The organism is Streptomyces sp. NPDC025638 (assembly GCF_055558775.1).
Map to the genome: position 1 here is coordinate 60,348 of NZ_JBVHLX010000020.1, position 25,489 is coordinate 85,836.

General features: G+C 72.4%; 25 protein-coding genes. 7 read left to right on the top strand and 18 right to left on the bottom strand.

Features of this window, described 5'->3' with window-relative positions:
- Positions 1 to 24: 24 nt before the first annotated feature.
- Together ACZ4EG_RS38375 and ACZ4EG_RS38380 are read right to left on the bottom strand one after the other, a co-directional pair.
- Positions 25 to 813: an alpha/beta fold hydrolase gene (locus ACZ4EG_RS38375; RefSeq protein ID WP_467793901.1), complete on the bottom strand. Its 789-nt coding sequence runs from the start codon at positions 811 to 813 to the stop codon at positions 25 to 27.
- A 180-nt stretch (positions 814 to 993) separates the two neighbouring features.
- Positions 994 to 2,289, bottom strand: coding sequence for an acyltransferase family protein (locus ACZ4EG_RS38380; RefSeq protein WP_467793902.1), 1,296 nt, complete (start codon positions 2,287 to 2,289; stop codon positions 994 to 996).
- 248 nt (positions 2,290 to 2,537) lie between these two features.
- Here ACZ4EG_RS38380 and ACZ4EG_RS38385 point away from each other — a divergent pair, with 248 nt between their 5' ends.
- The 4 genes from ACZ4EG_RS38385 to ACZ4EG_RS38400 are packed head-to-tail and all read left to right on the top strand — an operon-like array spanning position 2,538 to position 7,227.
- On the top strand, positions 2,538 to 4,307 hold the full coding sequence (locus tag ACZ4EG_RS38385) for a non-ribosomal peptide synthetase (protein WP_467793903.1): 1,770 nt from the start codon (positions 2,538 to 2,540) through the stop codon (positions 4,305 to 4,307).
- On the top strand, positions 4,304 to 4,516 hold the full coding sequence (locus ACZ4EG_RS38390; protein WP_467793904.1) for an MbtH family NRPS accessory protein: 213 nt from the start codon (positions 4,304 to 4,306) through the stop codon (positions 4,514 to 4,516). The genes ACZ4EG_RS38385 and ACZ4EG_RS38390 overlap by 4 nt, the downstream gene beginning before the upstream one ends.
- A 58-nt stretch (positions 4,517 to 4,574) precedes the next feature.
- Complete coding sequence (locus tag ACZ4EG_RS38395) at positions 4,575 to 5,948, top strand: condensation domain-containing protein (RefSeq protein WP_467793905.1); 1,374 nt, start codon at positions 4,575 to 4,577, stop codon at positions 5,946 to 5,948.
- A 46-nt stretch (positions 5,949 to 5,994) separates the two neighbouring features.
- Positions 5,995 to 7,227, top strand: a complete 1,233-nt coding sequence (locus ACZ4EG_RS38400; RefSeq protein WP_467793906.1) for an acyl-CoA dehydrogenase family protein — start codon at positions 5,995 to 5,997, stop codon at positions 7,225 to 7,227.
- A 44-nt stretch (positions 7,228 to 7,271) separates the two neighbouring features.
- On the opposite strand, the gene ACZ4EG_RS38405 is transcribed toward ACZ4EG_RS38400, so the two are convergent.
- The gene (locus tag ACZ4EG_RS38405; RefSeq protein WP_467793907.1) at positions 7,272 to 8,552 is read right to left on the bottom strand and encodes an RNA-guided endonuclease InsQ/TnpB family protein; all 1,281 of its coding nucleotides are present in this window, start codon (positions 8,550 to 8,552) and stop codon (positions 7,272 to 7,274) included.
- Positions 8,549 to 8,710, bottom strand: coding sequence for a toxin-antitoxin system HicB family antitoxin (locus ACZ4EG_RS38410; protein ID WP_467793908.1), 162 nt, complete (start codon positions 8,708 to 8,710; stop codon positions 8,549 to 8,551). The genes ACZ4EG_RS38405 and ACZ4EG_RS38410 overlap by 4 nt, the downstream gene beginning before the upstream one ends.
- Before the next feature lie 121 nt (positions 8,711 to 8,831).
- Here ACZ4EG_RS38410 and ACZ4EG_RS38415 point away from each other — a divergent pair, with 121 nt between their 5' ends.
- Complete coding sequence (locus ACZ4EG_RS38415; protein WP_467793909.1) at positions 8,832 to 10,082, top strand: cytochrome P450 family protein; 1,251 nt, start codon at positions 8,832 to 8,834, stop codon at positions 10,080 to 10,082.
- Positions 10,083 to 10,307: 225 nt separating this feature from the next.
- Here the strand turns inward: ACZ4EG_RS38415 and ACZ4EG_RS38420 are convergent, their stop codons facing one another.
- Positions 10,308 to 10,499 (bottom strand): hypothetical protein, encoded by a 192-nt coding sequence (locus ACZ4EG_RS38420; protein WP_467793910.1) that lies wholly within the window; start codon positions 10,497 to 10,499, stop codon positions 10,308 to 10,310.
- A gap of 274 nt (positions 10,500 to 10,773) precedes the next feature.
- Here ACZ4EG_RS38420 and ACZ4EG_RS38425 point away from each other — a divergent pair, with 274 nt between their 5' ends.
- The gene (locus tag ACZ4EG_RS38425; protein WP_467793911.1) at positions 10,774 to 11,466 is read left to right on the top strand and encodes a class I SAM-dependent methyltransferase; all 693 of its coding nucleotides are present in this window, start codon (positions 10,774 to 10,776) and stop codon (positions 11,464 to 11,466) included.
- 10 nt (positions 11,467 to 11,476) lie between these two features.
- Here the strand turns inward: ACZ4EG_RS38425 and ACZ4EG_RS38430 are convergent, their stop codons facing one another.
- From ACZ4EG_RS38430 to ACZ4EG_RS38450, 5 genes are all read right to left on the bottom strand, one after another.
- Positions 11,477 to 11,662, bottom strand: a complete 186-nt coding sequence (locus tag ACZ4EG_RS38430) for a hypothetical protein (RefSeq protein ID WP_467793912.1) — start codon at positions 11,660 to 11,662, stop codon at positions 11,477 to 11,479.
- Positions 11,644 to 11,856 carry a hypothetical protein gene (locus ACZ4EG_RS38435; protein ID WP_467793913.1) on the bottom strand — a complete coding sequence of 71 codons (213 nt, stop codon included), beginning with the start codon at positions 11,854 to 11,856 and terminating at the stop codon, positions 11,644 to 11,646. Before ACZ4EG_RS38435 ends, ACZ4EG_RS38430 begins: the two co-directional genes overlap by 19 nt.
- 352 nt (positions 11,857 to 12,208) lie before the next feature.
- Positions 12,209 to 13,555 (bottom strand): FAD-dependent oxidoreductase, encoded by a 1,347-nt coding sequence (locus ACZ4EG_RS38440; RefSeq protein WP_467793914.1) that lies wholly within the window; start codon positions 13,553 to 13,555, stop codon positions 12,209 to 12,211.
- Between the two features lie 31 nt (positions 13,556 to 13,586).
- Positions 13,587 to 14,015: an SgcJ/EcaC family oxidoreductase gene (locus ACZ4EG_RS38445; protein ID WP_390708481.1), complete on the bottom strand. Its 429-nt coding sequence runs from the start codon at positions 14,013 to 14,015 to the stop codon at positions 13,587 to 13,589.
- A gap of 35 nt (positions 14,016 to 14,050) precedes the next feature.
- Positions 14,051 to 15,232 carry an acyl-CoA dehydrogenase family protein gene (locus tag ACZ4EG_RS38450; RefSeq protein WP_453560706.1) on the bottom strand — a complete coding sequence of 394 codons (1,182 nt, stop codon included), beginning with the start codon at positions 15,230 to 15,232 and terminating at the stop codon, positions 14,051 to 14,053.
- Positions 15,233 to 15,443: 211 nt separating this feature from the next.
- On the opposite strand from ACZ4EG_RS38450, the gene ACZ4EG_RS38455 reads away from it, so the two are divergent.
- Positions 15,444 to 17,024: a 4-hydroxyphenylacetate 3-hydroxylase family protein gene (locus ACZ4EG_RS38455; protein ID WP_453560709.1), complete on the top strand. Its 1,581-nt coding sequence runs from the start codon at positions 15,444 to 15,446 to the stop codon at positions 17,022 to 17,024.
- Between the two features lie 4 nt (positions 17,025 to 17,028).
- Here the strand turns inward: ACZ4EG_RS38455 and ACZ4EG_RS38460 are convergent, their stop codons facing one another.
- From ACZ4EG_RS38460 to ACZ4EG_RS38495, 8 genes are all read right to left on the bottom strand, one after another.
- Positions 17,029 to 18,678 carry a thiamine pyrophosphate-binding protein gene (locus ACZ4EG_RS38460; protein WP_467793915.1) on the bottom strand — a complete coding sequence of 550 codons (1,650 nt, stop codon included), beginning with the start codon at positions 18,676 to 18,678 and terminating at the stop codon, positions 17,029 to 17,031.
- A gap of 121 nt (positions 18,679 to 18,799) precedes the next feature.
- The gene (locus ACZ4EG_RS38465; RefSeq protein ID WP_467793916.1) at positions 18,800 to 19,798 is read right to left on the bottom strand and encodes a class I SAM-dependent methyltransferase; all 999 of its coding nucleotides are present in this window, start codon (positions 19,796 to 19,798) and stop codon (positions 18,800 to 18,802) included.
- A 138-nt stretch (positions 19,799 to 19,936) separates the two neighbouring features.
- Positions 19,937 to 20,188, bottom strand: a complete 252-nt coding sequence (locus ACZ4EG_RS38470; RefSeq protein ID WP_467793917.1) for a DUF6059 family protein — start codon at positions 20,186 to 20,188, stop codon at positions 19,937 to 19,939.
- 10 nt (positions 20,189 to 20,198) lie between these two features.
- Positions 20,199 to 21,092 (bottom strand): prephenate dehydrogenase/arogenate dehydrogenase family protein, encoded by an 894-nt coding sequence (locus tag ACZ4EG_RS38475; RefSeq protein ID WP_467793918.1) that lies wholly within the window; start codon positions 21,090 to 21,092, stop codon positions 20,199 to 20,201.
- A 91-nt stretch (positions 21,093 to 21,183) separates the two neighbouring features.
- Positions 21,184 to 21,993: a TIGR03084 family metal-binding protein gene (locus ACZ4EG_RS38480; protein ID WP_453560722.1), complete on the bottom strand. Its 810-nt coding sequence runs from the start codon at positions 21,991 to 21,993 to the stop codon at positions 21,184 to 21,186.
- Positions 21,994 to 22,045: 52 nt separating this feature from the next.
- Positions 22,046 to 23,086 (bottom strand): carboxymuconolactone decarboxylase family protein, encoded by a 1,041-nt coding sequence (locus tag ACZ4EG_RS38485; protein ID WP_467793919.1) that lies wholly within the window; start codon positions 23,084 to 23,086, stop codon positions 22,046 to 22,048.
- A gap of 103 nt (positions 23,087 to 23,189) precedes the next feature.
- The gene (locus ACZ4EG_RS38490; RefSeq protein WP_467793920.1) at positions 23,190 to 24,857 is read right to left on the bottom strand and encodes an FAD-dependent oxidoreductase; all 1,668 of its coding nucleotides are present in this window, start codon (positions 24,855 to 24,857) and stop codon (positions 23,190 to 23,192) included.
- Entirely contained in the window at positions 24,854 to 25,432 is a 579-nt protein-coding gene (locus tag ACZ4EG_RS38495; protein ID WP_453560729.1) for a DUF5987 family protein, read from the bottom strand. The genes ACZ4EG_RS38490 and ACZ4EG_RS38495 overlap by 4 nt, the downstream gene beginning before the upstream one ends.
- Positions 25,433 to 25,489: the final 57 nt, after the last annotated feature.

The following is a 25,489-nucleotide window of genomic DNA, read 5'->3' on the forward strand; positions in this document are numbered from 1 at the left end:
GGCCGAAGCCCGTTGCCGGTGGCCTCAGTTGGCGAAGAAGTTCTTCAACTCGGGTGCGAGGACGGCCGGGTCGACGGCGATGCCCTGGCCGGCCAGGGCGTGCCGGCGGGCGTCGGGCAGGGCGTCGGTGACCGCCTGCGCGGAGGCCTTCAGCCACGCGTCCGCCTCACCGCCGTGCACCACGAACACCGGGGCGGTGACGGATGCCAGTTCCTCGGTCGGCAGGACGAAGTCGTCGCCGACGATGGTCGTGTCGTACGGCAGCGTGTGCGCCAGGGCTTCGAGGCCCGCCCAGAACGGGGCGAACTTCATTCCGGCGACGGCCTCGGCCGGCGCCCCCATGCCCTCGGTCATGAAGAACTCGACGGCCTCGGCACGCCGGCCGGACGCGCTCAGTTCCGCGAGGCGGGCGGTGAAGCCGGCCGGGGGCCGCGGGCCGGACTCGTCGACGACGTACGGCGGGTCGTAGACGGCGATCTGCGTGATGTCCAGACCGGCGGCCGCGGCCTTGAACGCCAGGGCGCCGCCGGCCGACAGGCCGAACACCCTGGCCGAGCCGCCGGCCTCGGCGATCAGTGCCGCGAGGTCCTCGATCTCGCGCTCCACGGCGTACTCGGCGGCGTCGCCGCTGTCCCCGCGGCCGCGGCGGTCGTAGTTGAAGACAGTGAAGTGGGGGGCCAGTTCCTCGGCCAGCTGCGTCATGGTCGGATGCGCCCGCTCGCTGAAGGAACCGCCCACGAGGATCAGCGGTTCGCCCTCGCCAAGGCGGTCGTAGGCGATCGTGGTGCCGTCGGCGGACTGAACTGTGTTCATTGTTCTCCTGAGACGTCAAGCGCCGGGCTGCGCAAGCGGATGTCGGGTGGTGTCCTGGTCCAGCCTGCTGACGGCGTGGGGCGCGGCGCATCTTCGGAATTGCTGCGTCCGCGCACGGGGCGCACGAAGCCCCGAGGGCCGGGAGGCCTTCGGGGCGGGTGGTGCGTGGTCGTGCGCGGGTCAGCGGGGTCCGGCGACGGTGTACGCCTCCTGCGCGGGGGCGGCGGCCGGGTCGGCGCCGTCCTTGCGGGCGGCCCAGCGTCCGACGGCCTTCACGATGGGGCGTTCGACGAGGTAGTGGCTGGCGCTGGCGGCCAGGATGCTGCCGACGAGCACCGCGGTCATCAGCTCCGGGAAGCCGATCGTGCCGCGCAGCTGGTTCATCAGACCCGGCTGGGTGCCGAAGACGCTGCCGGTCTGGAACCAGAAGTACATGATGGCGAAGTGCCACAGGTAGATGCCGTAGGAGATGCGTCCCAGGTAGCGCGAGACGGGGTTGGCGACGATCGCGTCGACGACCCGGGACTTGGTGCCGGGGATCGAGAGCGGCATCACCATCAGGTAGGAGAAGACCAGCAGCAGGAAGTACTGGGTCAGGGCGAGGCCGACGCCCTCGTAGTCGCCGTAGCCGGGGCGGCCGAAGGGCTGGGTGCAGTTGAAGGCGTAGACGGCCAGGGCGCCGATCCAGAACAGCAGCGGGTGGTTGGCGGCGATCCGGTACAGGGCGGGCTTGCGGTCGGGCCGCAGCTCGGCGAGGACGTGCAGGAGGGCCATCGCCATACCGAGGGCGAAGGCACCGCCCACCCCCAGCGGCCACCAGTACTTGGTGGGGTAGATGCCCATCTGCGGGCGGTGGATGTAGTACGTCCACACCGCTGATCCGACGGTGATGAGCGCCAGCGGCACCATCATGCGGCGCACCTTGCGCACCGGGTCGTCCGTGCCCCGGGCCAGCCAGTGCATCAGTACGGCCAGCAGCGGGAGGGCCAGGTAGTACTGCATCTCGGCCGGGACGGTCCAGGCCGGGTCCATGCCGGCGATCCACGTGTAGTCGTAGACCTGGAGCATCAGGATCGGCCGCAGCACGTACCAGACTCCGTCGACCGCGTCGAAGTTGAGCAGGAACACGCAGACCAGCGACAGCAGTATGTAGGCGGGCCACAGCCGGGCCAGGCGCTTGGCGAGGAACGGGCCGACCTTGGGGCGCTCGGCGCCGCCGAGGGTCCAGCGGGCGAAGGGCCGGTACAACAGCATGCCGGACAGGACGAAGAAGGGGCCCAGCGCCAGCGGGCGCATGCCGGCCAGCAGGTCGGCGAGGGCCTGGTTGCCGGGCCGTGCCGTGTAGGCACCCATGACTCCGGCGGCGAAGGACGTGTGGACGGCCGCCACTCCGAGGGCACACAGCGCGCGGACACCGTCGAGTCCCCCGACGCGCTTGGTCTGTGGGGCCGGTGCCTCGGCCCGATTGGCATTCACTGCGTCAGAGCTCCTCTGTGTCTCGATGGCTTGTTCAGCATGGGCATGGCGTGATTGCGGCGCCATCTTCTGCCGTGCGGTGTTGCCACGGGCCGCCGCGACCCGGCGGTCGGCCGCCAACTGCCGTATGACGCACGGCAATCCAGGAGATGCAGCGCCCGGCGGCCCTGTGTGACCGTTCCGGCTGACCCGTCAGGCCGCCTGCGTGCGGGCTGCCCTCGGCAGGGACGAGCGATTGGACGTAAGCGATGGTCTCCACCTCGATTCACGAACGTTTCGCCGCGCAGGCACGCCGGACGCCGGACGCGGTGGCGGTGTCGGCGGGCGACGAGACACTGACCTACCGTCAGCTGGACGAGCGGGCCAACCGCCTCGCCCACCGGCTGCTCGGGGCGGGCGTCGAGCCGCATGATCCGGTCGCGGTGCTGATGGAGCGCTCCGCCGACCTCGTGGTCGCGATCCTCGCCACCCTCAAGGCCGGTGCCTTCTACCTGCCGTTGCACAGCGCCCACCCGCTGCCGCGGATGCAGCAGATCATGGACCGGGCCGGCTCCCCGGTGCTGCTCGCGGACCGGGTGAGCCGGGCACGCGGGCTGCCCCGCACCCGCCAGGTCGTCCTGCCCGCCGGCGACGAGCCCACGGCCGCGGCCCCCGCCACCGACCCGGGTGTCCCGGTGGGGCCCGAGGCGCCGGCGTACGTCATCCACACCTCGGGCTCCACCGGTGAGCCGAAGGGCGTCACGGTCCCCCACCGCGGTGTGCTCGGCCTGGTCGACGACTCCTGCTGGGACGGTGACGCACACCGGCGGATCCTGGCGCTCGCCCCGTACGCCTTCGGTGTCTCCACCTACGAGCTGTGGGTCCCGCTGCTGCGCGGCGGCGAGATCGTGCTGCCGCCGCCCGGCGACCTGGACGTACGCGCGGTGCGCCGGCTCATCACGGCGCACGGCATCACCGCGCTGCACGTCACCGCCGGTCTGTTCCGGCTCTTCGCCGACGAGGCCCCGGACAGCTTCGCCACCGTGCGCGAGGTCCTGACCGGAGGGGACGTCATCTCCCCGGCCGCCGTCGGGCGCGTCCTCGACGCCTGCCCGGACCTGGTCGTGCGCGCCATGTACGGCGCCACCGAGGTGTCCTCGTTCGCCGCCTCCGCGACGCTGACCGCGCCCTACGAGCCGACCGCGGTGATACCCGTCGGCCGGCCGCTGGACACCGTCGACGCACGGCTGCTGGACGAGCGGCTGCGGCCGGTGGCGGACGGCGGGACCGGGGAGCTGTACATCGCGGGCGAGCGGCTCGCCCTCGGCTACTACCGGCGCCCGGACCTGACGGCCGAACGCTTCGTCGAGGACCCCGAGGCTCCGGGGTCCCGGATGTACCGCACCGGCGACCTCATGCGGCGCGGCCCGCGCGGCCTGGAGTTCGCGGGCCGCGTCGGCGACCAGGTCAAGATACGTGGTTTCCGCGTGGAGCCGGCCGAGGTGGAGCACGTGCTGGCGGGACGCGAGGATTTGGCCCACGCCGCCGTCGTCGCCCTGGAGCAGGAGGGCGGCGAGCGGCGCCTGGTCGCCTACCTCGTGCCCAAGGCACCGGGTCTGGACCTGGCGGCGCTGCGGACGGCCGTCGCCCAGGTGCTGCCCGACTACATGGTGCCCGCCGCGTTCGTCGAGCTCGCCGAGCTGCCCCTGACGGCCAATGGGAAGCTGGACCGCGCGGCACTGCCCGCGCCCGCACCGCGGCACGGCACCGGCTCCGCCCCGGCGGCCGGCGAACGGCAGGACGTTCTGTGCGCGCTGTTCTCCCGCGTGCTCGGTGTGCCCGAAGTCGGCGTGGACGACAGCTTCTTCGCGCTCGGCGGTGAGTCGCTGCAGGCCGTGCGCCTGGCCTCCCGCATCGAGGCCGAGCTGGGCTACGAGATCTCCGTCAGCGATGTGCTGAACCATCCGACGGTCGCCGAACTGGACCGCCGCCTGGAGGAACTCACCGAGGAGGCCAAACTCGCGGGGGCCGCGCGATGACCGGCCGGCCCGCCGCCGAGGACACCGCCGGGCGCGAGTGCGTCGTCCTTGTCAACACCCTGGGCCGGCACTCGCTGTGGCCCGCCGAGCTGGAGACCCCGGCCGGCTGGCCGGTCGCCTACGGCCCGGCCGCCCGCGCGCGGTGCCTCGACTTCATCGACCGGGCCTCGAACCGCCGCCACGAGGCGGCCGAGGCGGCCGCCGCCTGAACCCCGGCGGCCGCGCCCGCGGGCGCACCGCCCCACCACCCGGAGAGGACTGGATCACGTGAGCATCACCGCCGTACCGCCGGAGGCGGAGGGTATTGCCCAGCGCATCCCGCTGTCGTACAACCAGGAGTTCCTGCGCGCGTTCGACAAGGGCGAGACGGACGGTGCCTTCGGTCACCGCCACACCCTGGTGTGCGGCTGGCGGGTCACCGGCGAGATCGACCTCACCGCCCTCCAGCTGGCCCTCGACGACGTCGTGGTCCGCCACGAGGTGCTGCGCACCTCCGTGCGCGGCGACGAGCAGGGCGGCCACCAGGTGGTCGAGCCGCCGTCGCCGGTCCCGCTGGAGGTCCGCGAGCTGGGCGCCGACGCGGCGACGCCGCGTGATGTGCGGGCCGAGGAGTTCCTGAACGAGCTGGACGCCCGCCCGTTCGGGGTGCGCGAACTGCCGCACCTGCGCGCGGCCGTGGGCCGCTTCGACGCCACGGACGCGGTCCTGGTGCTGGCCACCCACCACACCTCGACCGACGCCTGGTCGCTGCAGGTGATCATGCGCGACCTGGCCGCCGCCTACGCGGCGCGCGTGACGCACCATGCCGCCGGCCAGCCCGTACCCGCGCAGTACCAGGAGTTCGCCCGCCGGCAGCAGGACACCGCCGCGAGCGGACGCGTGGACCGTGCGCGCGGCTACTGGCGCGAGCGGCTGGCGGGGGCGCAGATCACCGGGATCACCTCGGACCGGCCGCGGGACGAGAACCTGGCGAGCGCGTACGGCGTGCACCGGTTCGTCTTCGACGCGCAGCTGTCCTCGGCCGTCCTGAGGTCCGCCAGGGACAAGCGCTGCACGCCGTTCATGGTGATGGCCGCCGCCTACAGCGTGCTGCTGCGCGAGCGCACCGGCACCCCCGACGTGGTCTTCCCGACCTTCTCCTCCGGCCGCTACGAGGAGCGGTTCATGGACGCGGTCGGCCCGTTCTTCAACTTCATGCCCGTACGGATCGACACCACCGGCTGCGAGACCCTGGCCGAGGTGCTGGAGCGGGCGCGCGTCGCCTGTGTCGGCGCCTACCAGCACGAGATCCCCTTCGCCCGGATCGCCGAGGACAGCCCCGCGCTGCTCGCCCCGTTCGCCAACGGCTCCCTCGCCGTCGTCGCGTTCGAGGTGCTGCAGACCGCGTTCCCGATGGAGGGAACGCCGGCCGGCGGCCTGCGGTTCGCGGAGATCCGGCACAGGACCCTGTCGCAGCGGGTCAGTTCGGCGATCCCGGACGGCGGTCTGTGGGCGATGGACGTGCTGCCGAACGGGCAGCTCGCCGGAAGCCTGAAGTTCGACCACAACCGCTTCGACGAGTCCACCGCGGCCCAACTGGTGGCCCGGTTCCGCGAACTGCTGAGCACGCTGGCCGACGCGCCCCACACCCCGCTGGACTGACCCGCGGGAGCCGAGCCCCCTTCGACGCCAAGAGGATCCATCGACGATGACAACCCTGGCCCCCTTCGCCCCTGTGACTCCCCCGGAGCCCGGCCTGACCCCCGAGGAGATCGTCGCCCGGGCCGAGGCCCTGGCCGCGACCCTGGTCGAGCGGCAGGCCGAGACCGAGCGGCGCGGCTTCTACGCCGAGGACACCCACGAGGCCTTCGCCCGCGCCGGCTTCTACCGCATCCTCGTACCGCGTCGCTACGGCGGTTACGAGTTCGGCCCCGAGACCTTCATGAAGGTCTCCATGGCGCTGGCCCGCGGCTGCCCCTCGACCGGCTGGATGTACCTCTTCGGCGCCGCGCACGCGCTGGTCGTGGGCACCCTGTTCGACGAGGCCACGCAGGCGGAGCTGTTCGCCGGCGGCGACTTCATCTGTCCCGCGACGGTCGCCCCGGCGGGCTCGGCGCGGCCCGACGGCGAGGGCGGCTGGGTGCTCGACGGCACCTGGAGCTACTGCTCCGGCGCCCCCTACGCCACCCACTTCATAGGCCACACCCTGGTGGCCCAGGGCGAGGGCGAACCTCCCGCGCCGATGCTGTTCGTCGCCCCGCGCGAGCAGTTCGAGCGCCTGGACGACTGGGGTGCCCAGCTCGGCCTCAAGGGCAGCGGCTCGCACAGCATCCGCATCGAGGGCGGCCGCGTGCCCGGGCACCACACGCTCGGCGGGCACCTGAGCCAGCTGCCGGTCACCGAACAGACCCCGGGACGCAGCCTGCACGGCCCCGAGTACGGCGGCGGTCCGCTCAGCTTCATGCTGCTGGAGCTGGGCGTCCTCGCCGTCGGCATGGCCAAGGGCGCCCTGGACGCGTACGAGCAGCTGATGCGCAGCCGTACGACGACGTTCTTCCCGATCGTCCCGCGCACCGAGGACCCCGACTTCCAGTTCCGCTACGGCGAGGCCACCGGCATGATCGCCGCGGCCGAGGCGGCGGTGCTGCACGCCACGCAGCAGTGGCAGGAGCTGTGCCGCAAGGAGGCGGCGGCGTTCACGCGCGAGGAGGAACTCCGGCTGGCCACCATCAGCCGGGAGGCCGTGCGGCTGTCCTGGCGGGCGGTCGAGGGGCAGCTGTTCCCGACCGCGGGGTCCAGCTCGGTGCGGGCCGGCGAGCGCATCGAGCGGGTCTGGCGCGACCTGTCCACGCTGCACAGCCACGCCGGCAACGGCGTCTTCCTCTCCTCGCTCGCCAACCGCGAGCTGGCCCGGGCGCACTTCGGTACGGCCGGCCGGTGAGTGCCGCCGCGCTGCGCCCCTGGACGCCGCCTCCGCCCACGCCCTCACTTTTGACAGATCGGGATGAACCCGTGACTCCACCCACGCGTAAACGCGCGGGCTTCCTGTGTCGGTGGCCAGGCCACGTCGCAGAGGACCAGCCCGGCCCTGTTGAGGACGTTCGTCGCGCCGACGTGGTCCGCGTTCCCGGTGAAACCGCACGTCGTGCACTTGAAGTCGGCTTGGGTGACACGGTTCTCCTTCGCAACGTGCCCGCAGTCGGGACACGTGCGGGAGGTGTTGCGCGCATCCACGGGGATCGTGAGGCGACCGGCACTCTCAGCCTTGTTCGCCAGGATCCCGAGGAACTGCGCCCAACCCGCGTCGAGGATGCTTCGGTTGAGTCCGGCCTTCGCTGCAGCACCGTTCGGCAGGAAGCCGCCGGGAGTGTCCGGGTCGGCCTTGGGTGCGGGCGACTTGGTCATGCCCGCCGTGTTGAGCCGCTCGTGCGCGATGACGTCGTGGTCGCTGACCAGCGCGCGGGCGGTCTTGTGGTGGAAGTCGAGACGCTGTCGCCGGATTCTGGCGTACAGTTTCGCGACCTTCCGGGCCGCGGCGCGGTGACGCTTGGTGCGCTGCCGGGTCCGCTTCGGGAACGTCGCAAGGTACCGCTGTGCCTCGGCCAGCTCGTCGGCCATGGCTTCCAGGAAGCGCGGATTCGCGACGTGCCCGCCGTCCGACGTGGTCAGGAAGTGGGCAACACCCATGTCGATACCGACGAGCGCGCCGGTGGGCGCAAGGGGCTCGGCGGGAACGGCATCGCACGCCAGGACCACGTACCAGCGCCTGCCTTCGCGCTTGACGCTGATCGTCTTCACCCGCCCCTTGACGGGCCGGTGCTGGTGCACGCGGACGTGTCCTACACCTTGCAGGCGTACGCGGGTCTGCGCGTCGTGCGGGGTGGAATCCCAGCGGCAGCCGTCGCCGTCCTTCGGGAACGTGACGGTGTCGAAGTGGCCGATGCCCTTGAACCTGGGGTATCCGGGTGTCTGTCCGGCCTTGACTCGCTTGAAGAACGCGGCGAACGCCTTGTCCAGGCGTCGCAGCGTGGCCTGTTGCGAGCTGAAGGACCAGCGGCCCTGACGCTCCGGGTCGAACGCCCGGATGTCCTTGAGCTGTGCGGACTGCTCGCCGTACCTGATGCTCGTCTTCAAACTGTCCCGGTAGGCATCCCGGCGTTCCTGCAAGGCTCCGTTGTAGAGCGAGCAGTGGTCGGCCAGCATCCCGCGCAGCGCGGCCACCTGATGGGCCGTGGGGCGCAAGAGGAACTTGTACGCGCGGATCACCGCTCGCGCCTCCGCTCGGCGCGGAGTCCTTCGGCGAGGAGTACGCAGGCAGCGGCATTGATCGAGATGCCTACGCGCTCGGCGTATGCCTCGATCTGCCGCTTCAAGTCCGGTGAGACGCGCAGGTTCAGCGACTCCCGGCGATCACCTCTCGCCACAACCAAGATGCTGCCACTTCGCGATGCGCTGCGGCCCCGTGCACACAGCCGGGGTCACAGCAGCACTGAGAAGCAATTCCCCCACCGGCTAAAGCCGGTAGTCCCCTTGCTAGGAGATCCGATGGAACAAGGCTGCCCCTTCGCCCTCGACACCACCGGCCGCGACATCCACGCCGAGGCCGCGACCTTGCGGGCCAGGGGCCCGGCGACCCAGGTGGAACTGCCGGGTGGTGTGCTCGCCTGGTCGCTGAACGGCCACGCGGTGATCAAGCAGGTGCTCGCCGACCCGCGTGTGACCAAGAGCGCCCGCAACCACTGGCCGGCCTTCGTCAACGGCGAGGTGCCGCCGGACTGGGAGTTGATCAGCTGGGTCGCGATGGACAACATGGTGACGGCCTACGGCAAGAACCACGTGCGGCTGCGCAAGCTGGTCGGCAAGGCGTTCACCCCGCGCCGCGCCGAGGCGTTCCGTCCCCGCGTGGAGGAGCTGACCGACCAGCTGCTCGACGCGCTGGAGCAGGCCGGGCCCGGTGAGACGGTGGACCTGCGCGAGCGGTTCGCCTACCCGCTGCCGGCCCGGCTGGTGGCCGACCTGATCGGCATGCCGGAGGAGGCCCGCGCCAAGACGGCCAAGGTCATCGACGCGATGGTGGACACCACCATCACCCCGGAGCAGGCCCAGGGCGTGCTGGCGGGCTGGCGCGGCGCGATGGCCGACCTGATCGCCGACAAGCGGCGCGAGCCGGGCGAGGACATCACGAGCGACCTGGTCGCCGCCCGCGACGAGGACGGCTCGCGGCTGTCCGAGGACGAGCTGACCGACACGATCTTCGCGATCCTCGGGGCCGGCTCGGAGACCACGATCAACTTCTTCGACAACGCCATCACCGCGCTGCTGAGCGACCGTTCGCAGCTGGAGCTGGTCCGTTCCGGGCGCGCCACCTGGGACGACGTGATCGACGAGACGCTGCGCGTGGAGTCGCCGCTGGCTCATCTGCCGCTGCGGTACGCGGCGGAGGACATCGAGCTGGACGGGGTGACCATCCCGAAGGGCGACCCGATCCTGGTCAACTACGCCGCGGTGGGCCGTGATCCCGAGCTGCACGCCGCCGCGCCCGAGACGTTCGACCTCACGCGGAGCGACAAGTCCCATCTGTCGTTCGGGTTCGGGCCGCACTACTGCCTGGGCGCGGGCATCGCCCGCCTGGTGGCCACGACCGGTCTGTCCCGGCTGTTCGAGCGCTTCCCGGACCTGGAGCTGGCAGTCGGCCGCGACGAGCTCCAGCCGCTGCCGACGTTCATCATGAACGGCCACCGCGGCCTGCCGGTGCGGCTGAACGCGAAGGTGCCGGCCGGCGCCGCCGCCCGCTGAGCCCCGCACGCGAAGGGCCGTCCGGGACGTGAGGTCCCGGACGGCCCTGCGGTTTGCCCGGCGGCGGGCGTGGGCCCGGGTGACCGGAGGGGGTACGGCCGCGGCCGCACACGGGCGTGGCTATGCCGTCGTCAGGGGTGGGTGCGGGGAGCATCGGGCAGACGGCGTCGACCTCCATCCGTATTCGCTCGGCACGCTGCCACGGCTCCGCCCGCCGCTCCTCGGTCACCATCGCTGCCACGCCCCCGGCTCGACCGTGACGTACACCCAATACGCGTGCCGGTATCGCTGATGCCCGGTGTCCCGCGTGCGCTCCGCCATCCAACGGGTGACCTCCTCCAGGCTGCGCACGTCGCCGGACGTCTTGCCGCAGTCGGCATCGTCGCCCGAGACGCGCACGGCCTGAAACTCGGGCATCGCCAACTCGTCGGGCCCGACACCCGGTTGCTCCGTGACGTTGAAGTTCCGAAACCGGTAGGTCGTAGTCACTGTGTCGCGCCGTCCGTCGAGTTGCCGTGGTGGGTGTGGCCGCCGAATTCGCCGGTCCGCGGGTCGGCCGAACCGACGGTCATGGTGAGGGCGACTGCGGCCCGTGCCACCCGGGCAGCGACTCGCACTGACCCTGCGGCCGGGGGGTGAGCTTTGACCGGTCCCGGCCCGCTGGGGGGCGGGCCGGGCCAGGATGGGGCGGGTGACAACGACCACCCCAGATCTCTGGCATCACTACGGCCGCTCCCGTGCCGAGACCGACCGCGACGTTCCCGACCGTTTCCGCTGGACGTGGGGCCAGGACTCCGGGCCCGGTACGGAGGTCCTGGGCGGCCTGGACGGGGCGTGCGTGGCAGACCTCGGCGCCGGGGCGGCCCGGCACGCCGCGCACCTGGCCATCCGTCACCGGCCCGCCCGGGTCGACGCGGTGGACTCCTCGCCCGCGCAGAGCGCGATGGCCGCCGATCTGTTCGGGCACCTCGCGCCGCGCCTTCAGGTCGTGTCCGGCGATGTGACCGCGCACCTTCAGGCCGTGCCTGCCACCTATGACGTGCTGTACTCCGTGTTCGGGGCGGTGGACTTCACCGATCCGCGGGAGCTGCTGCCGGCGGCCGCAGCGGCGCTGCGGCCGGGCGGGCGGCTGGTGTTCTCCACGCTGGCCCACTACCTGTCGGGGGCGCCTGCGCAGGCGGACGTGGTCGCCGGGAGGGTCGGCGCGAAGACGCCGGACGGAGAAGCGACCACGATGCCGCGCTGGGTGCTGGAGGAGCAGGTGTGGGTCAAGCTCCTGGACCAGGCCGGGTTCACGGACATCGCGGTGGAGCTGTGGCCTGCGACGGGTGGGGGGCCGCGTACGGCGGCGACGCTGCTGGTGTCGGCCCGCCGCGCGGCGTGAACTGTCCCGGCTAGATGAACAGCGGCTGGTGGTCGCGCCACAGGTACTGCCAGCGCCCGTTGTCGTCCTTCGCGGGTTCGTTGGTGTCGCGGCGGACCGCCCGCAGGTATGTGTGCGGCTGCGGCGCCGGGACCTGGACGGACCAGCCGGGCACGCCCTGCGGTGGGGGCGCCACCATCAGGTGGGCCGGGGCCACCCGTTCCCGTTGAGTTCGACGGGCGGGCTGGAGGGGCACGAGTACAGGCCGAGGCTGCCGAGCCAGCGCCGGCCCTGATCCCACGGGGGCGCGAACTGTCCGGGTGCGGGCCGGGGTACGGCCGCCCCGCACGCTCCGCAGGCGAGGGTGTCGGCGGCGGCCGCCGCGACGTCCTCCGTCATGGTGGTGGTCACCCGCGAAGGGTATGCCAGCTCGGCGGCGCTGCAGGCCTGCTGGCTGCCACGGAAGTGCGCGGTGTGGGTGGTGGGATCGCGGAGGGCGTCAACGAGGGCGTCGAGTCGAGAGGGCACACTTCTCCGGCCACGCCGCGTTCCTGCCCGGCGGCAAGTACGCCCGGCCAGCCTGCCCGCTGTCGTGCTCGCGGGAGCACTCGGGATCACGGGTAGTGCGCCCAGCTCACAGCACACGACAGCAGCGGCCGCGGCCGCACACGGGTGAGCCCGTCCCGCGCCTGGCGCGGGACGGGCTCACGGCTCCCGGCTCCCGGCGGGGAGCCGGCACGGGCGGCCGCAGCGGCCGCGGGTGCTACGCGGCGAGGGCCGCCGCGGACTCGCGTGCGCCTTCCTCGACCCGCCGCAGCATGTCGGGGCTCATGAGCGCGTCCGGTGTGGCGACCAGGCCCGCGACGCGCATGAACGTGGCCGTGACCTCGCCGTCGACGACGGCCGCGGCGTGCAGCGCGGCCATGAAGGCGCCGGACGCCTCCCACTCCGGGGTGCGCTCGCCCTCGACCTCGGGGTAGCCGAGGTCGGCGCCGGCGGAGAACTGCCAGGGCACCTCGATGACCTGCGCGATGTCCGCCAGGAACGCCTTCGGGTCGACCTCGCCCCGGCTCAGGTGGTCGCGCAGCACCAGCGCCTCCAGCGCGGCGACGGTCATGCCCTGCCCGTACACCGGGTTGAAGCTGCACGCGGCGTCGCCCAGGACCAGGAAGCGGCCCGGGAAGCGGGACAGCCGCTCGTAGTGGCGGCGCTGGCTGGCCGGGTAGCGGAAGACCGCACCGTCGTCGACCGGCTCGGCGTCGTGGATGACGTCGTGGATGTCGGGCACCGGCAGGGTGCGCGTCCACTCCAGGAAGCCGGGCAGGTCGGCGGGGGCGCTGTCGCCGAGCACGCCGGTGAGGGAGACCACGACGAGGCCGTCCTCGATCCGGGACAGGAACGCGCCGCGCCGGTGGCTCGGCGAGGAGACGGGGTTGATCGACAGATCGCCGGCGAGCACCGCCTCGTCGCGCAGCCGGAACTTGCGCGTGGTGTAGCTGAGGTCGATGCGGATGCGCGCCTCCTCGGGGCGCTCGTAGCCGAACTCCTGAAGCCACAGCGGGGTGCGCGAGCCGCGTCCGGTCGCGTCGACGACGAGGTCCGCCTCGATCGTCCGCTCCCCCGCCCCCGGCTCCTGGGACTGCACGCGGACACCGGTGACGGTGTCGCGGGCGTCGTCGGCCACCAGTCCGACGATGTCGTACCGCTCCAGAAGGGTCACGCCGGGCAGCGCCGCGACCCGCTCGCGCACCCGGCTCTCCAGCACCGGGCGCGTGGCCGAGACGCAGATCAGCCCGGTCGTACCGGGGCTGAGCCGGCGGCCGTTGAAGAACCAGCGCAGCTCGCCCAGGTCGCCGGTCGGGACACCGGCCTCGACGGCGTCGCGGGTGAACCCGGGAAACAGCTCGTCGAGGATCTGCTGCCCGCGTGCGAGCAGCCCGTGGACGTGGCGTCCCTGCCCCACGCCCTTGCGGGCCGTGGTCGCCCCGCTGATCGTGTCGCGCTCCACGACGAGCACCTCGTCGTAGGAGTCGGCGAGCACCCGCGCGGCCAGGAGCCCCGCCATGCTGCCGCCGAGCACCACCGCGCGCTCGCCCACCCTGTCGGTCATGGACTTCACCTCTCTAGCGATGCGGGCGCCGTCAGGCGGCGTGGCGCGGAGTGTTCTGGTACGCGGCGAGGAACCACTGCCCCTCGCGCTTGACGACGACCCAGGAGGCGTGGACGGCGCGCTCGGTGCTCGGCTCGCTCTCGCCGGGGGCGAGGACGCCGCCCCGGGTGATCAGGATGCCGGACTCGCTGTTGGCGAAGCGCAGGTCGACGGGGGTGCCAGTGACGCGGGTGCCCTTGAACGGGCCCGCGAACGCCTGGGCCATGAAGGCGCGGATGGCGTCCCGGCCCTTCTGGAAGACGCCGGGGATGATCATCGTGCCGTCGGGGGTGAAGACGCCGGCGAAGGCGTCGGCGTCGTGCGCGGCCCATGCCTCGACGATGCGCTGGGGCAGCGCGGCGATGGCGGCCTTGTCCTCGTCGGTCACGGTGATGGTGGTCTCGGTGCTCTGCGCGGTCATGTGCTGCTCCTGGGGCGTTCGGTCGGTGAAGGGGCTCAGATGTAGAGGGTGTTGGGCTCCAGGCCGCACAGGACCCGGCCGTACAGCTCGTTGTTGGTGTCCGGGTTCATCAGCGCGTGGAGGCTGACGGCCTGGATGTCGCGGCTGATCCGCTGGATCGGGACGTCGCGGTAGATCGAGGAGCCGCCGGAGGCCGCGGCGAGGATGTCGACGGCCTCCTTGGCGAGGCGGACCACGGCGCCCATGTCGGCGCGGGCGCGTGCCCGCTCCTCCACGGTGAACTCCTCGCCGGTCAGGCCCTTGGCGTCGACGAGGTCGGCGAGGCGGTGGGCGTGGAACTCGGCCTGGTCGATCTTGAGGGTGGCCGTGGCGACCTGGTGGTGGGTCAGCGGCGCCTCGGCCTGGGTCTCGTACGCGGTGTAGGTGAGGGTGCGGCCGGGCAGCCGCTCGAAGAAGACGTCGCGGGCGGCACGGGCGAGGCCGAGGACGGTGCCGACCGAGGAGGCGGCGGCGACCGGCAGCAGCGGGACACGGTAGACCGGGCTCGCGGCGTTCAGCTCGGAGGCGTACTGGCCCTGCAGGATCGCCGGGAGCGGGATCACCCGCTCCTGCGGTACGAAGACGTCCTGGGCGACGGTGCTGACGCTGCCGGTGCCGCGCAGGCCGGAGGTGTCCCAGTCGTCGATGATCTGGAGGTCCGACATCGGGACGAGGGCCATCACCGGCAGGTGCCGGCCGTCGGGCGTCGGCTGGACGGCGATGATCTCCTGCCAGTGGGCGTGCTGGGCACCGCTGACGAAGCCCCACTTGCCGTTGACGACGATGCCGCCCTCGGCCGGGGCGGCCAGCGCCGACGGGCTGAGCGTGCCGCAGATGCGCACGTCGGGGGTGGCGAACACCTCGTCCTGGACGCTGTCGGGGAACAGGCACGCCATGAAGGTGGGGATCCAGTAGACCGATGTCGTCCAGGAGGCCGCTCCGTCGGCGCGGCCGAGCTCGGCGGCGACCTCGACCAGGGTGCGGGTGTCGACCTCGTAGCCGCCGTAGCGCTTGGGCACGCGAAGCTTGAACAGTCCCGCCTCGGCCAGTGCCTCGATCGTCTCGTCCTGCAGCCGCCGGTCCTCCTCCGCCTGCGCGGCGTTCTTCTTCAGCAGCGGTGCGAGTTCACCGGCACGCTGCACCAGGTGCGCTCGCGTGGGGATGTCGGCGGTGAGCATCGTGGGTCCTCCCGGAAGGTACAGAGGTGTCGGTCGTCGAAGCGGGACCGTTTCGCGCACCCGACGCTCACACCGCGGGGGCCCTCCAGGCACCTCCGTCCGTGCGCTTTTGCGGTGCTCGGCGCGACTTCGGCACGTCGGCGCGGGGATGGGCCGGCTCCCGCACGCAGCAAGAAGCCTCCGCCGGCCGGCGGCTGTCACGATGAGGCGCATGACCGATCAGCAGCACGCCGGAGCAGGCCGCGAAAAGGCTTCCGCCGCCCGTCCGTTGACGGGCGAGGAGTACGTCGAGAGCCTGCGGGACGACCGCGAGGTGTACCTGTACGGGGAGCGCGTCAAGGACGTCACCGCGCACCCGGCCTTCCGCAACCCGGTGCGGATGACGGCCCGCCTGTACGACGCGCTGCACGACCCGGCCCACCGCGAGGTGCTGACCACCGCGACCGACACCGGCAGCGGCGGCTACACGCACCGGTTCTTCACCACCCCGCACAGCGCCGAGGACCTGGTGGCCGACCAGCGGGCGATCGCCGCCTGGTCGCGGATGAGCTACGGCTGGATGGGGCGCAGCCCCGACTACAAGGCCGCCTTCCTCGGCACGCTCGGCGCCAACGCCGACTTCTACGCCCCCTTCTCGGACAACGCGCGCCGCTGGTACCGCGAGTCGCAGGAGAAGGTCCTGTACTGGAACCACGCGATCGTGCATCCGCCGGTCGACCGCAGCCGCCCGGCGGACGAGGTCTCGGACGTCTTCGTCCACGTGGAGAAGGAGACCGACGCGGGCCTGGTCGTCAGCGGCGCCAAGGTGGTCGCCACCGGGTCGGCGCTCACCCACCACAACTTCATCGCGCACTACGGCCTGCCGGTGCGGAAGAAGGAGTTCGCGCTGGTCGCCACGGTGCCCACGGGCGCGCCGGGGGTGAAGCTGATATGCCGCCCGTCCTACACCGCGATGTCCGCCGTCATGGGCAGCCCCTTCGACTATCCGCTGTCGTCGCGGCTGGACGAGAACGACACGATCCTCGTCCTGGACAAGGTCCTGATCCCGTGGGAGGACGTCTTCGTCTACGGTGACATGGCCAAGATCCAGATGTTCTCGGGGCAGTCGGGCTTCCTGGAGCGGTTCACCTTCCACGGCTGCGTCCGCCTCGCCGTGAAGCTGGAGTTTCTCGCCGGGGCGCTGGCCAAGGCGCTGGAGATCACGGGGACGCAGGACTTCCGGGGCGTGCAGACGCGCCTGGGCGAGGTGCTCGCCTGGCGGAACCTGTTCTGGGGGCTGTCGGACGCGGCCGCGCGCAATCCGGTGAAGTGGCGGAACGGGGCGGTGCTGCCCAATCCGCAGTACGGCATGGCCTACCGGTGGTTCATGCAGATCGGCTATCCCCGGATCAAGGAGATCATCCAGCAGGACGTGGCCAGCGGCCTGATCTATCTGAACTCCAGCGCCGAGGACTTCAAGAACCCGCAGATCCGGCCCTACCTCGACAAGTACGTGCGCGGTTCGGACGGCATCGACGCCGTCCAGCGCGTCAAGGTCCTGAAGCTGCTGTGGGACGCGGTGGGCACCGAGTTCGGCGGGCGGCACGAGTTGTACGAGCGCAACTACTCGGGCAACCACGAGAACGTCCGCACCGAGCTGCTGTTCGCGCAGACGGCGAGCGGGCAGCTCGACGACTACAAGGCGTTCGTCGACCAGTGCCTGTCCGAGTACGACCTGGACGGCTGGACGGTTCCCGATCTCGACTCGTTCGAGGGGCTGCGCGAGGCCCGCGGGGGCCTGCTCGGCGGCTGAGCCCTCAGGTCCGTTCCAGCAGGTCGGCCAGGAACGGCGCGATGACGCCGGACACCACCTTGCAGTCCAGGACCAGGGTGCCCGGGCAGCCCGCCGTACGCCAGCGCCGTACGGCGTCGAGGTCGTCCGGGCGCCGTACCGTGACCGCGGTGGCGCCCAGCCCGCGGGCCACCGCGGCGAAGTCGGTGTCGGCGAAGGACAACGTGGCCGGGTCGGCGCCCTGCGGCGCGTACATGTGCTCCTCGAAGCCGTAGGCCGCGTCGTCGTAGACGACGACGAGCGCCGGCCGGCCCGAGCGCACCAGTGTGTCCAGCTCGGGCAGGCCCATCAGCGCGCCGCCGTCGCCCACCGCCGCCACGGTCAGCCGGTCGGGGCGGCCCACCGCCGCGCCGACCGCGCCGGCCAGGCCCAGGCCGATGCTCTGGAAGGCGGCGCCGGTGAAGACGAAGCCCGCCGGGTCGGGGACGGGCCAGTACATCCCGGGCCAGGCGATGAAGTGCCCGCCGTCCAGCACCACCGTGCGTTCCTCGGGCAGCAGCGCGGCCAGGGACCGGGTCAGGGTGTGCGGGTCGATCCGGTCGGCGGTGGAGGCGTCCTCGTGGGCGAGGGCCGCCCATCCGGCGCGCGCCCGGGCGACCCGCGCGGCGCGCCGGTGGCGCCAGTCCGGCACGGGCAGCGCCCGCTTCTCGACAGCGTCGAGCAGCCGTACCGCGACGGCGTGGGCGTCGCCGGTCACCAGGAGGTCGGTCCGCTGCGCCCGCCTGCGCTCGGCGATGTCGACCTGGACGACGGTGGCCGCCGGATCGAGGATCCGGCCGCCGTGCAGGGTGAAGGTGTCCAGGCTCGCGCCGAAGGCTACGACCACGTCGGCCTCGCCCATCAGCGCGGCCGCGTCCGGTGCCGCGAAGCCGCCGCAGACCCCCAGTGACCAGGGGCTGTCATGGAACAGTCCGCTCGCCATGACGGTGGTCGCGAACAGGGCGCCGAGGCGGTCGCCCAACTCGCTCAGGATCTTGCCGGCGCCGGAGTGCCAGGCACCGAGTCCGGCGAGGAGCAGCGGGCGGCGCGCCCCGGCCAGGGCGTCGAGGACCGGCTCCAGGGCACGACCGTCCACGGCGGGCGGCAGGCTCGCCGCGCCCGGCGCCACGGCGGCGCGCTCGTCGCGGAGCGGAAGGCCGAGCAGGTCGCCAGGCAGGAACAGGGCGACGGGGCAGCGTCCCTCGCGGGCGATGCGTACGGCGTCGGCGGTGTCCGCGCGGGCCGTTCGTGGCTCGGTGAGCCGGACGACACGGACCCCGAGCGCGGCCATGAGCGCGCTCTGGTCGATGTCGTGCGGCCTCGGGCCGCTCAACGGGGCGTCGCCGCACAGCAGGACGACCCCGCTGCGGTTCTTGGCCGCGTCCGCCAGCGCGGTGACGGTGTTGGCGATGCCGGGCCCGTGGGTGGTGGTGCAGATCGCGACGTCGCCGGTCGCCCGGAAGTAGGCGTCGGCCATCGCCATGGCCCCGCCCTCGTGCCGGGCCGCCGTGTACCGCACGCCCGCCGCGGTGAGCGCGGCGGTGGCCAGGATGTTCCCGCCGCCCACCACCCCGAACGCGTGCCGGATGCCGCTGCCGGCGAGGGTCTGCCCGACGGCCTGCGCGAGTGTGGTCATGCGTGACTCCATGGGTTGCGTCAAACGACTTACCGATCGTGCGGAGCGGGCCGCACCGGATGGCGCGTCCCCGGGCGGCTGGCGGTGACGCCGTGGCCCGGGGTCCGGTGTGCCGTGCGGATCAGGCGAGTTCGAAGATGACCTCGCCGACGGTGATGTCGATGCGGTTGGTGCGTACCAGCTCCCAGCCGCCCTCCTCGAAGACCGACTCCCAGTCCTCGACGGTCGGCAGGAAGGTGCCCATCAGGTCGTGGCCGAGTTCGAACCCGAGGGTGAAGACGGGCAGTTCGGTGTCGGGCAGCGCGGTGCGGGTGGCGTCGCCGATCAGCAGGCGCCGGGCCGCGGGGAAGACCTCGCGCAGCCGGCGCAGGGTGGCCACGCAGTTCTCCCGGGGCCAGAAGTCGTGGCCCATCATGAAACAGGTGAGCAGTTCGATGTCGGCGTACTCGGGACGGGGTTCCAGGCGCAGCACGTCGCCCTGCACGAAGTCGGCGCGGTCCGCGAACCCGGCCTCGGCCGCCTCCTTCCTCGCCACGTCGAGGGAGGGCCGGGCGATGTCGACGCCGACGCCCGTCGCGCCCGGGTGGCGGTCGAGGATCTGCATGAGACGGGCGCCGCTGCCGCAGCCGAGGTCGGCGACGCGGGTGAAGGGGAAGTCCACCCGGTCCATGGCTGCCCAGAAGGTGGGCGCATAGGTGACCTGGTCGATCTCCCGGCAGGCGTAGGCGATGGCGGCGGCGTCGCGGTGGTAGTAGTCGCCGGCGCGGTTCTCGGTGCGCAGCACGGCGGGCATCTGCCGGAACAGTTCGGCACTGCCCCGGGTCAGCCAGTGGAAGAACGACTTGTTGCGGTACATGTCGTCGAAGCCGTCGAGGGTGTACACGACGGCACCGTCGCGCCGTACCAGGCCGACCGCCGCGAGGGCGCGGAACAGGCCGGTGGTCGACTGCGGGTCGAGTCCGGCGCGCGCGGCGAAGTCCGCGGTGTCCAGCGTCCTGGCCCGGTGCAGTTCGTCCAGCGCACCGACCTCCCAGGCGGCGGCGATCGCCCAGGCCGCCACGGCGGAGTTGTAGATGGAGGCAATGCCGCGCGCGTTGCCCTGTGCGATGTCAACAGTCACTGCTCAGCACCTCGTCCTTGGGAGGGTCCACGGGTCTGTCACCCTTCGCTCCATGCTTCAAGCGGGTGACGGGAGGGGCATCTCTGACGTTGCTGTGCCGCCCGCGCCGGTCGGGCCCGGCGCCGGTGTGCGGGGCCGTCAGCCCGTCAGCTCCCGCTCCAGGGCCCGCTCCAGCTCGGTCAGCGGCAGGTCGGTGAGCCGCTCCGGGTGGCCGGGCGCGGGCTCGTGCACCACGTCGGTGCCGGGCGCGACCGGTACGGCACAGATCCAGGTCCAGCCGAATTCGGACAGGGACCAGTAGGCGGAGCGCAGCAGCCGCCGGGCCAGGTGCAGGGCGGCGGGCCGCCGGCTTTCGGCGGGGTGCGGGAAGGGAGTCGAGGAAGTGGTCACGGGCCGACCGTCACACCCGGTCCTCGGCCGGCGCATCTCGCACCGTGCGCCGCTCACCGGCCTGCTGCAGCGCGGCCTGTCCGCGCCGGCCCTCCTCCAGGGTCGGTGCGAGTTCCACGGGTGCGCAGGAGTCGCCCTCGCGCAGGATGGCGGCGGCTCGGGCGAGCTGGTCGGCGACCCGGTCGAGGACGTCGGCCACCGGGCCCGCGTTGTGCGCCAGGACGTCGCTCCACAGCCACGGGTCGCCGCCCGCCGTGCGGACCGCGTCGCGCAGCCGGTCCTCGGCGAGCCCGAGGAACGCCTCGGAGCTGTCGGCGAATCGGGTGGCGAGGGCGGCCACGATCAGGTGCGGGCCGTGGGACAGTTCGGCGACGATCCGGTCGTGCACATGGGACGCGAGGTCGATCCGGTACGCCCCGCACGCCTTGATCAGTGCGTCCACCGTCTCCAGCGCCCACTCGGGCGTGGTCTCGTACGGGCACACCGCCCAGGGCCGGCCGATGAAGCGGTCCGCCGCGGCGGCCTCCGGGCCGGTCCCGTCGGGGCCGGCCAGCGGATGTCCGGGCACGTATCCCTTGAGGTCGCAGCCGCGCAGCTCCGCCTCGGCACAGACGATCTCCTTCGTGCCGGCCGTGTCGGTGTAGACGTGCCCGAGTCCCCGGCTCTGCGCACCGTGCAGGACGTCGGCGACGGCCGAGGGGGCGGTGGCGACGACGACGAGATCGGCGGGCGGCAGTCCGGGGGTCCAGGCGGTCCCGGCGCCGAGGGCGACGGCCTCGTGCAGTGCCCGCGGGTCCTCGTCGACGAGGGTGACCTGGACGCCGGCGAGGGTGAGGGCGAGGGCGACGGAGGTGCCGGTGGTGCCGCAGCCGATGACGACGGCGGTGCGCAGGGTGGTGGTCATGGGGGCTCCTTGCGGCGGGGCGGCCGGGCCGGTGGGCTGCGGGTGCGTGGGGGGGGGCCGGGGCGGCCGCGGCCGCCGGTACGGCGGCCGTTCAGTGGTCGCAGCCGGGGTGGGCGAACTGCCCCGGCTTGCGTCCCTCGCCGGCGGGACCGCGGTAGGCCTGCGCGATGTCGAGCCAGCGGTCGGCCTCGCCGCCGGTGGCGACGAGGGCGAGGTCGTCGCGGTGGCGGCGGCGGGTGACCAGGAGGCAGAAGTCCTCGGCGGGTCCGGTGATCTTGTTCCCGGCGTCCTCGGGGCCGTAGGCCCAGACCTCGCCGTTCGGGGCGGTCACCTCGATGCGGAAGGGCTCGGCCGGCGGGGTCAGGCCCCGGGAGAGGTAGCCGAAGTCCCGGGTGAGGAAGGCGAAGAAGACCAGGTGGCGCAGCCGCTCGGTGGGCTCGCGGCGCACGCCGAGCGCGTCGGCGATGTCCTGGCCGTGGCCGAAGATCTCCATGATTCCGGCGGAGGCGAGGACGGTCGGCGGCAGCGGGTTGACCAGCCACGGCACGACCTGGTTCTCGGGGACGGCGGCGAGGGCGTCGACGGACTTGCGGCCGAGGGCGCGGAAGCGGGCCAGCAGTTGGGCGGGCGGGAAGGCGTTGAACTGCCGCAGGGCGGCGTCGACCGCGGCGTCGAAGTCGCCGGCGGCGCCGGCGGCGAGCTCGGCGAAGGCCTCGGGGTCGGACGCCGCGGTGCCGGCCAGGTGGAAGATGAAGGTCAGGTGGGCGATCTGGTCGGCGATGGTCCAGCCCGGGGCGGGGGTCGCCGTGTGCCAGGTCTGCTCGTCGAGGCTCTCGACGAGACGGGCGGTCTCCTCGATGTCGGTGGCGAGGGCCTTCACGACGTCGTTCAGCGTGCTCATGATGTGTCTCCTTGGTGGCGAAGCGGGTCTGGGGGATGGGCGGTTGCCGCGTTCAGCGGGCGGCGGACGATGTGGGACGGACGGCTCCGCCGAGGCGGGCGCCGGTTCGGACGGCGGCGGTGAGCGCCGCCCAGGACGCGAGCTCCACCAGTTCCCGGTCGCCCGGGTGGACCGTGCGGAACGCGTCGATGTCCGCGTCGGTGATCTGGTGGGGGTTGAGGGCGATGAGGAGGGCCAGCCGGGCGGTGGGCAGGTGCCCCTCCGGCAGGCCGGCGGTGGTTTCGGTCAGCCAGGCGCGGCTCGGACCGGGCACCACGCCGTCGCGCACGGCGAGTTCGGCGTGCAGCAGGTCGCGTACGGCGTCGGGGATCCAGCACTCCGCGGCGGCGTCGACGGACGCGACGGCCCGGGAGAGGGCACCGGCGACGGCCGGGTTGGTCTTCGCCCAGTCGAGTCCGGTCGGCAGTGGGGCGGCGGGGAGCAGGCCGAGCGATGCGCCGGGCACCACTCTCCGGCCCCGGTCGGGGCGCAGGGCACGGGCGACCATCCGCATCACCGGCCCGCGGCCCGCGGCCGGGGCGGTCGCGGGGACGGGCGAGTCGGGCAGGAAGAGCCGGACCATTCGGTTGAGGTAGTGGAAGGTGACGGCGGTGCCCAGGATCTCGGGGGCGTCCTGCGCGTCGAAGGGCGGCGGTGTCTGCTCCCCGGCCGGGCTCGTGCTCGCGCCGTGCGCCCAGTCGGCGAGCGGTCCGTGGCCGCCGGTGCCGCCCAGGGTGGCGAGCGTGGCCTCGTGGACCTCGACGCAGTAGGGGCAGTCGTTGGCCCGGGACACGGCGGTGGCCACCGCCTCTTTGGCGGCCCGGCCGACCCGGCCCTCGGCAAGGAGGGTCTCGCGCAGCAGCAGCCACGCGGCGGCGAGGGTCTCGGGTGCCGGCGAGTGCAGGGCGAGGGGCGGAGCGACGACGCCGAACTCCCGCCGGGCCTGGGCGTAGACCTCGGCCACCGGGCCGCGGGCCGCGTCGTGCCGGACGGCCGTGATGTGCCGGATCTGCTGCAGGGAGCCCTTCAGCAGGATTCTTACGAGCGGTCGCACCGCCGCCTCCTGATTCCCGGTTCGGTTGAGGTTGTGTGAAGCAACCCACTGGACGGATGGATGGTTTTGTGAAGCAACTCACTGGCGACAAGCCGTTCGGGGCTCACACCGTGGTCAGAGGCTTCCGCTTCAGCAGCGGCAGCACGCCCGCGCGTCCGCTCTTGTAGCCGGTGGGGGCCGGTGCGCCGTAGGTGACCTCCACTCCCCTGGCCCGGGCGGCGGCCACGATGTGAGGTACGGCCCGTTCGGCGAGGGCGGCGATGGTCATGGCCGGGTTGACGGTCAGGGCGCCGGGGACGGCCGAGCCGTCGGTGACGAAGATGCCGGAGTGGCCGCGCAGTTCGTTGGTGTCGTCGAGGGCCGAGGTGGCCGGGTCGTCGCCCATGCGGCAGGAGGCCAGCGGGTGGACGGTGTAGGCGCCGACCAGGTCGTTGGTCCAGGGCATCACCTTGGCGAGGCCGTCCTTCTCCAGGATCTCCTTCACGTCGGCGTCGGCCTGGTTCCAGCCGTGCCAGGTGTTCTTCGTCGGCTTGTACGACAGATTGCCGCGGCCGAGCATCTGCTGGGAGATGCGGTGGGAGTTGCCGGTGGCCGGCGGCGGCCCGAAGACGCCTTCGTTGTCGTCCTCGGTCATGCAGAAGATCGTCAGCCAGGACTTCCAGTTCTTCAGGATCTCCTTCTTCTCCTTGCCGAACCAGCTCGGCCCGGTGGCGTCGGGCACCTGCGCGAGGATGGTGCCGAGGCCCGGCGGGAAGTAGAGCTGCTCCAGCGAGTAGCGGGAGTACTCCGGCAGGGAGCCGTCGAGCTTGTCCCAGCTGGCCACGGTCGGGCCCTTGCCGATCGCGTTGGCGCCGTAGGGCAGGTTGCCGTCGCCGCGGCTCAGGCCGAGGACCTCGGCGACCTTGTCCTCGTCGAGGATGGCCGTGTTGAGGCGCTCGCCGTTGCCGGAGAAGTAGCGGCCGACCGCGTGCGGCATCGTGCCCAGATGGCCCTCGCTGCGCTGCAGGATGACCGGGGTGGCGCCGGCGCCGGCCGCCAGCACGACGATCTTGGCCTCGATGACGCCGGAGCCGCTCTGCAGCCGGTAGTCCTCGTCGTCGACGATGTTGTAGTGGACGCGGTAGCCGCCGTCGGTGGTCCGCGCCAGGTGCTGCACCTCGTGCAGGGGGCGGATCTCCGCGCCGTGGGCGAGGGCGGCGGGCAGGTAGTTGACGGTGAGCGACTGCTTCGCCTCGAACCGGCAGCCGGCCATCATGAAGTTGCAGTTGACGCACTTGGAGTTGTCGACGGCCGCCGCGAGCGGGTTGGCGGTGCGCCCGGCGTGGTCGCAGGCCGCGGCCCACAGGCCGCCCGCGTAGGAGGCCTCGCTCCAGTCCGGCTTGCTGACCGACAGGGACTCCTCGATCCGGTCGTACCAGGGGTCGAGCGTGTGGCGGCTGACGGACTGCGGCCACATCCTGCGGCCGATACTGCCGTGCCGGTCGAAGACGAACCGGGGGGCCCGCGGCATGGCCGCGAAGTAGACGACGCTGCCGCCGCCGACGCAGTTGCCGCCCAGCACGCTCATGCCGTCGCCGACGACGAAGTCGAAGATGCGCGTGTAGGAGGAGCCGAGCTTGTAGTCGTGCTCGAACTCGTCGTTCTGCAGCCAGGGCCCGCGTTCCAGGACGGTGACCTTGGCGCCGCCGGCGGCCAGGTGGTAGGCGGCGATCGCTCCGCCGAAGCCGCTGCCGACGACCAGTACGTCGGTCTTCTCGATCGCGTTGCTCATGCGGGGCTCCCGGTGGGGGTGGTGTCGGGGTGGATGTCGGCCAGCTGCCGGCCGTAGCCGGAGCTCGCGAAACGCCACAGTCCGTCGGCGTCGGGCCGGGTGATGCCCATGGCCGTCAGACCCGGGTGGCCGTCCGCCAGGGCCTCGGCGGTGTGCAGGTGGGCCGCCGAGTCGAAGGCCATGTTGCAGAAGAGGGAGAGCAGGACCCAGAAGTCCTTCTCGGGGTGGCCCGGCGTGGTGAGTTCCTGGATGAGGCGGACCCGCTCGTCGTAGTCGAGGGAGACGAACGGCGGCACGGTCGGGTCGAGGGTGAGGCCGGCCTTCTCGGCATGGGCCCGGGCGTGGTCGTTGACCCGGTCGGCCAGGTCCTCGAGGCCGTCGTGGATTCCGGTGGCGTCCCAGCGGAGCAGGTCGATGGCTCCGCAGACGACCGCACCGCCGCCGGTGCTGACTCCGGCGATCGCCCGGTCACCGGGCCAGCGCTTCTCGCCCGGGACGATCGTGTCCGCGTAGGCCTCTAGCGTCAGGGTGGCGTCGGGCCCGATGTCGACCCTGCGCTCAGGAATTCTTCTCACTGCAGGCAACTGGGGCCTCCGGTCAGGTCTTTGAGGTTCCTGGTGGTGTGAGAGAAA

Bases quoted from the DNA above. Each gene is read 5' to 3' on its own strand.
- ACZ4EG_RS38385 (WP_467793903.1), top strand. From the start codon at position 2,538: ATGGTCTCCACCTCGATTCACGAACGTTTCGCCGCGCAGGCACGCCGG.
- ACZ4EG_RS38480 (WP_453560722.1), bottom strand. From the start codon at position 21,993: ATGAGCACGCTGAACGACGTCGTGAAGGCCCTCGCCACCGACATCGAG.
- ACZ4EG_RS38455 (WP_453560709.1), top strand. From the start codon at position 15,444: ATGACCGATCAGCAGCACGCCGGAGCAGGCCGCGAAAAGGCTTCCGCC.
- ACZ4EG_RS38460 (WP_467793915.1), bottom strand. From the start codon at position 18,678: ATGACCACACTCGCGCAGGCCGTCGGGCAGACCCTCGCCGGCAGCGGC.
- ACZ4EG_RS38390 (WP_467793904.1), top strand. From the start codon at position 4,304: ATGACCGGCCGGCCCGCCGCCGAGGACACCGCCGGGCGCGAGTGCGTC.
- ACZ4EG_RS38400 (WP_467793906.1), top strand. From the start codon at position 5,995: ATGACAACCCTGGCCCCCTTCGCCCCTGTGACTCCCCCGGAGCCCGGC.
- ACZ4EG_RS38490 (WP_467793920.1), bottom strand. From the start codon at position 24,857: ATGAGCAACGCGATCGAGAAGACCGACGTACTGGTCGTCGGCAGCGGC.
- ACZ4EG_RS38440 (WP_467793914.1), bottom strand. From the start codon at position 13,555: ATGACCGACAGGGTGGGCGAGCGCGCGGTGGTGCTCGGCGGCAGCATG.
- ACZ4EG_RS38445 (WP_390708481.1), bottom strand. From the start codon at position 14,015: ATGACCGCGCAGAGCACCGAGACCACCATCACCGTGACCGACGAGGAC.
- ACZ4EG_RS38475 (WP_467793918.1), bottom strand. From the start codon at position 21,092: ATGACCACCACCCTGCGCACCGCCGTCGTCATCGGCTGCGGCACCACC.
- ACZ4EG_RS38375 (WP_467793901.1), bottom strand. From the start codon at position 813: ATGAACACAGTTCAGTCCGCCGACGGCACCACGATCGCCTACGACCGC.
- ACZ4EG_RS38420 (WP_467793910.1), bottom strand. From the start codon at position 10,499: ATGCCCGAGTTTCAGGCCGTGCGCGTCTCGGGCGACGATGCCGACTGC.
- ACZ4EG_RS38450 (WP_453560706.1), bottom strand. From the start codon at position 15,232: ATGCTCACCGCCGACATCCCCACGCGAGCGCACCTGGTGCAGCGTGCC.
- ACZ4EG_RS38415 (WP_467793909.1), top strand. From the start codon at position 8,832: ATGGAACAAGGCTGCCCCTTCGCCCTCGACACCACCGGCCGCGACATC.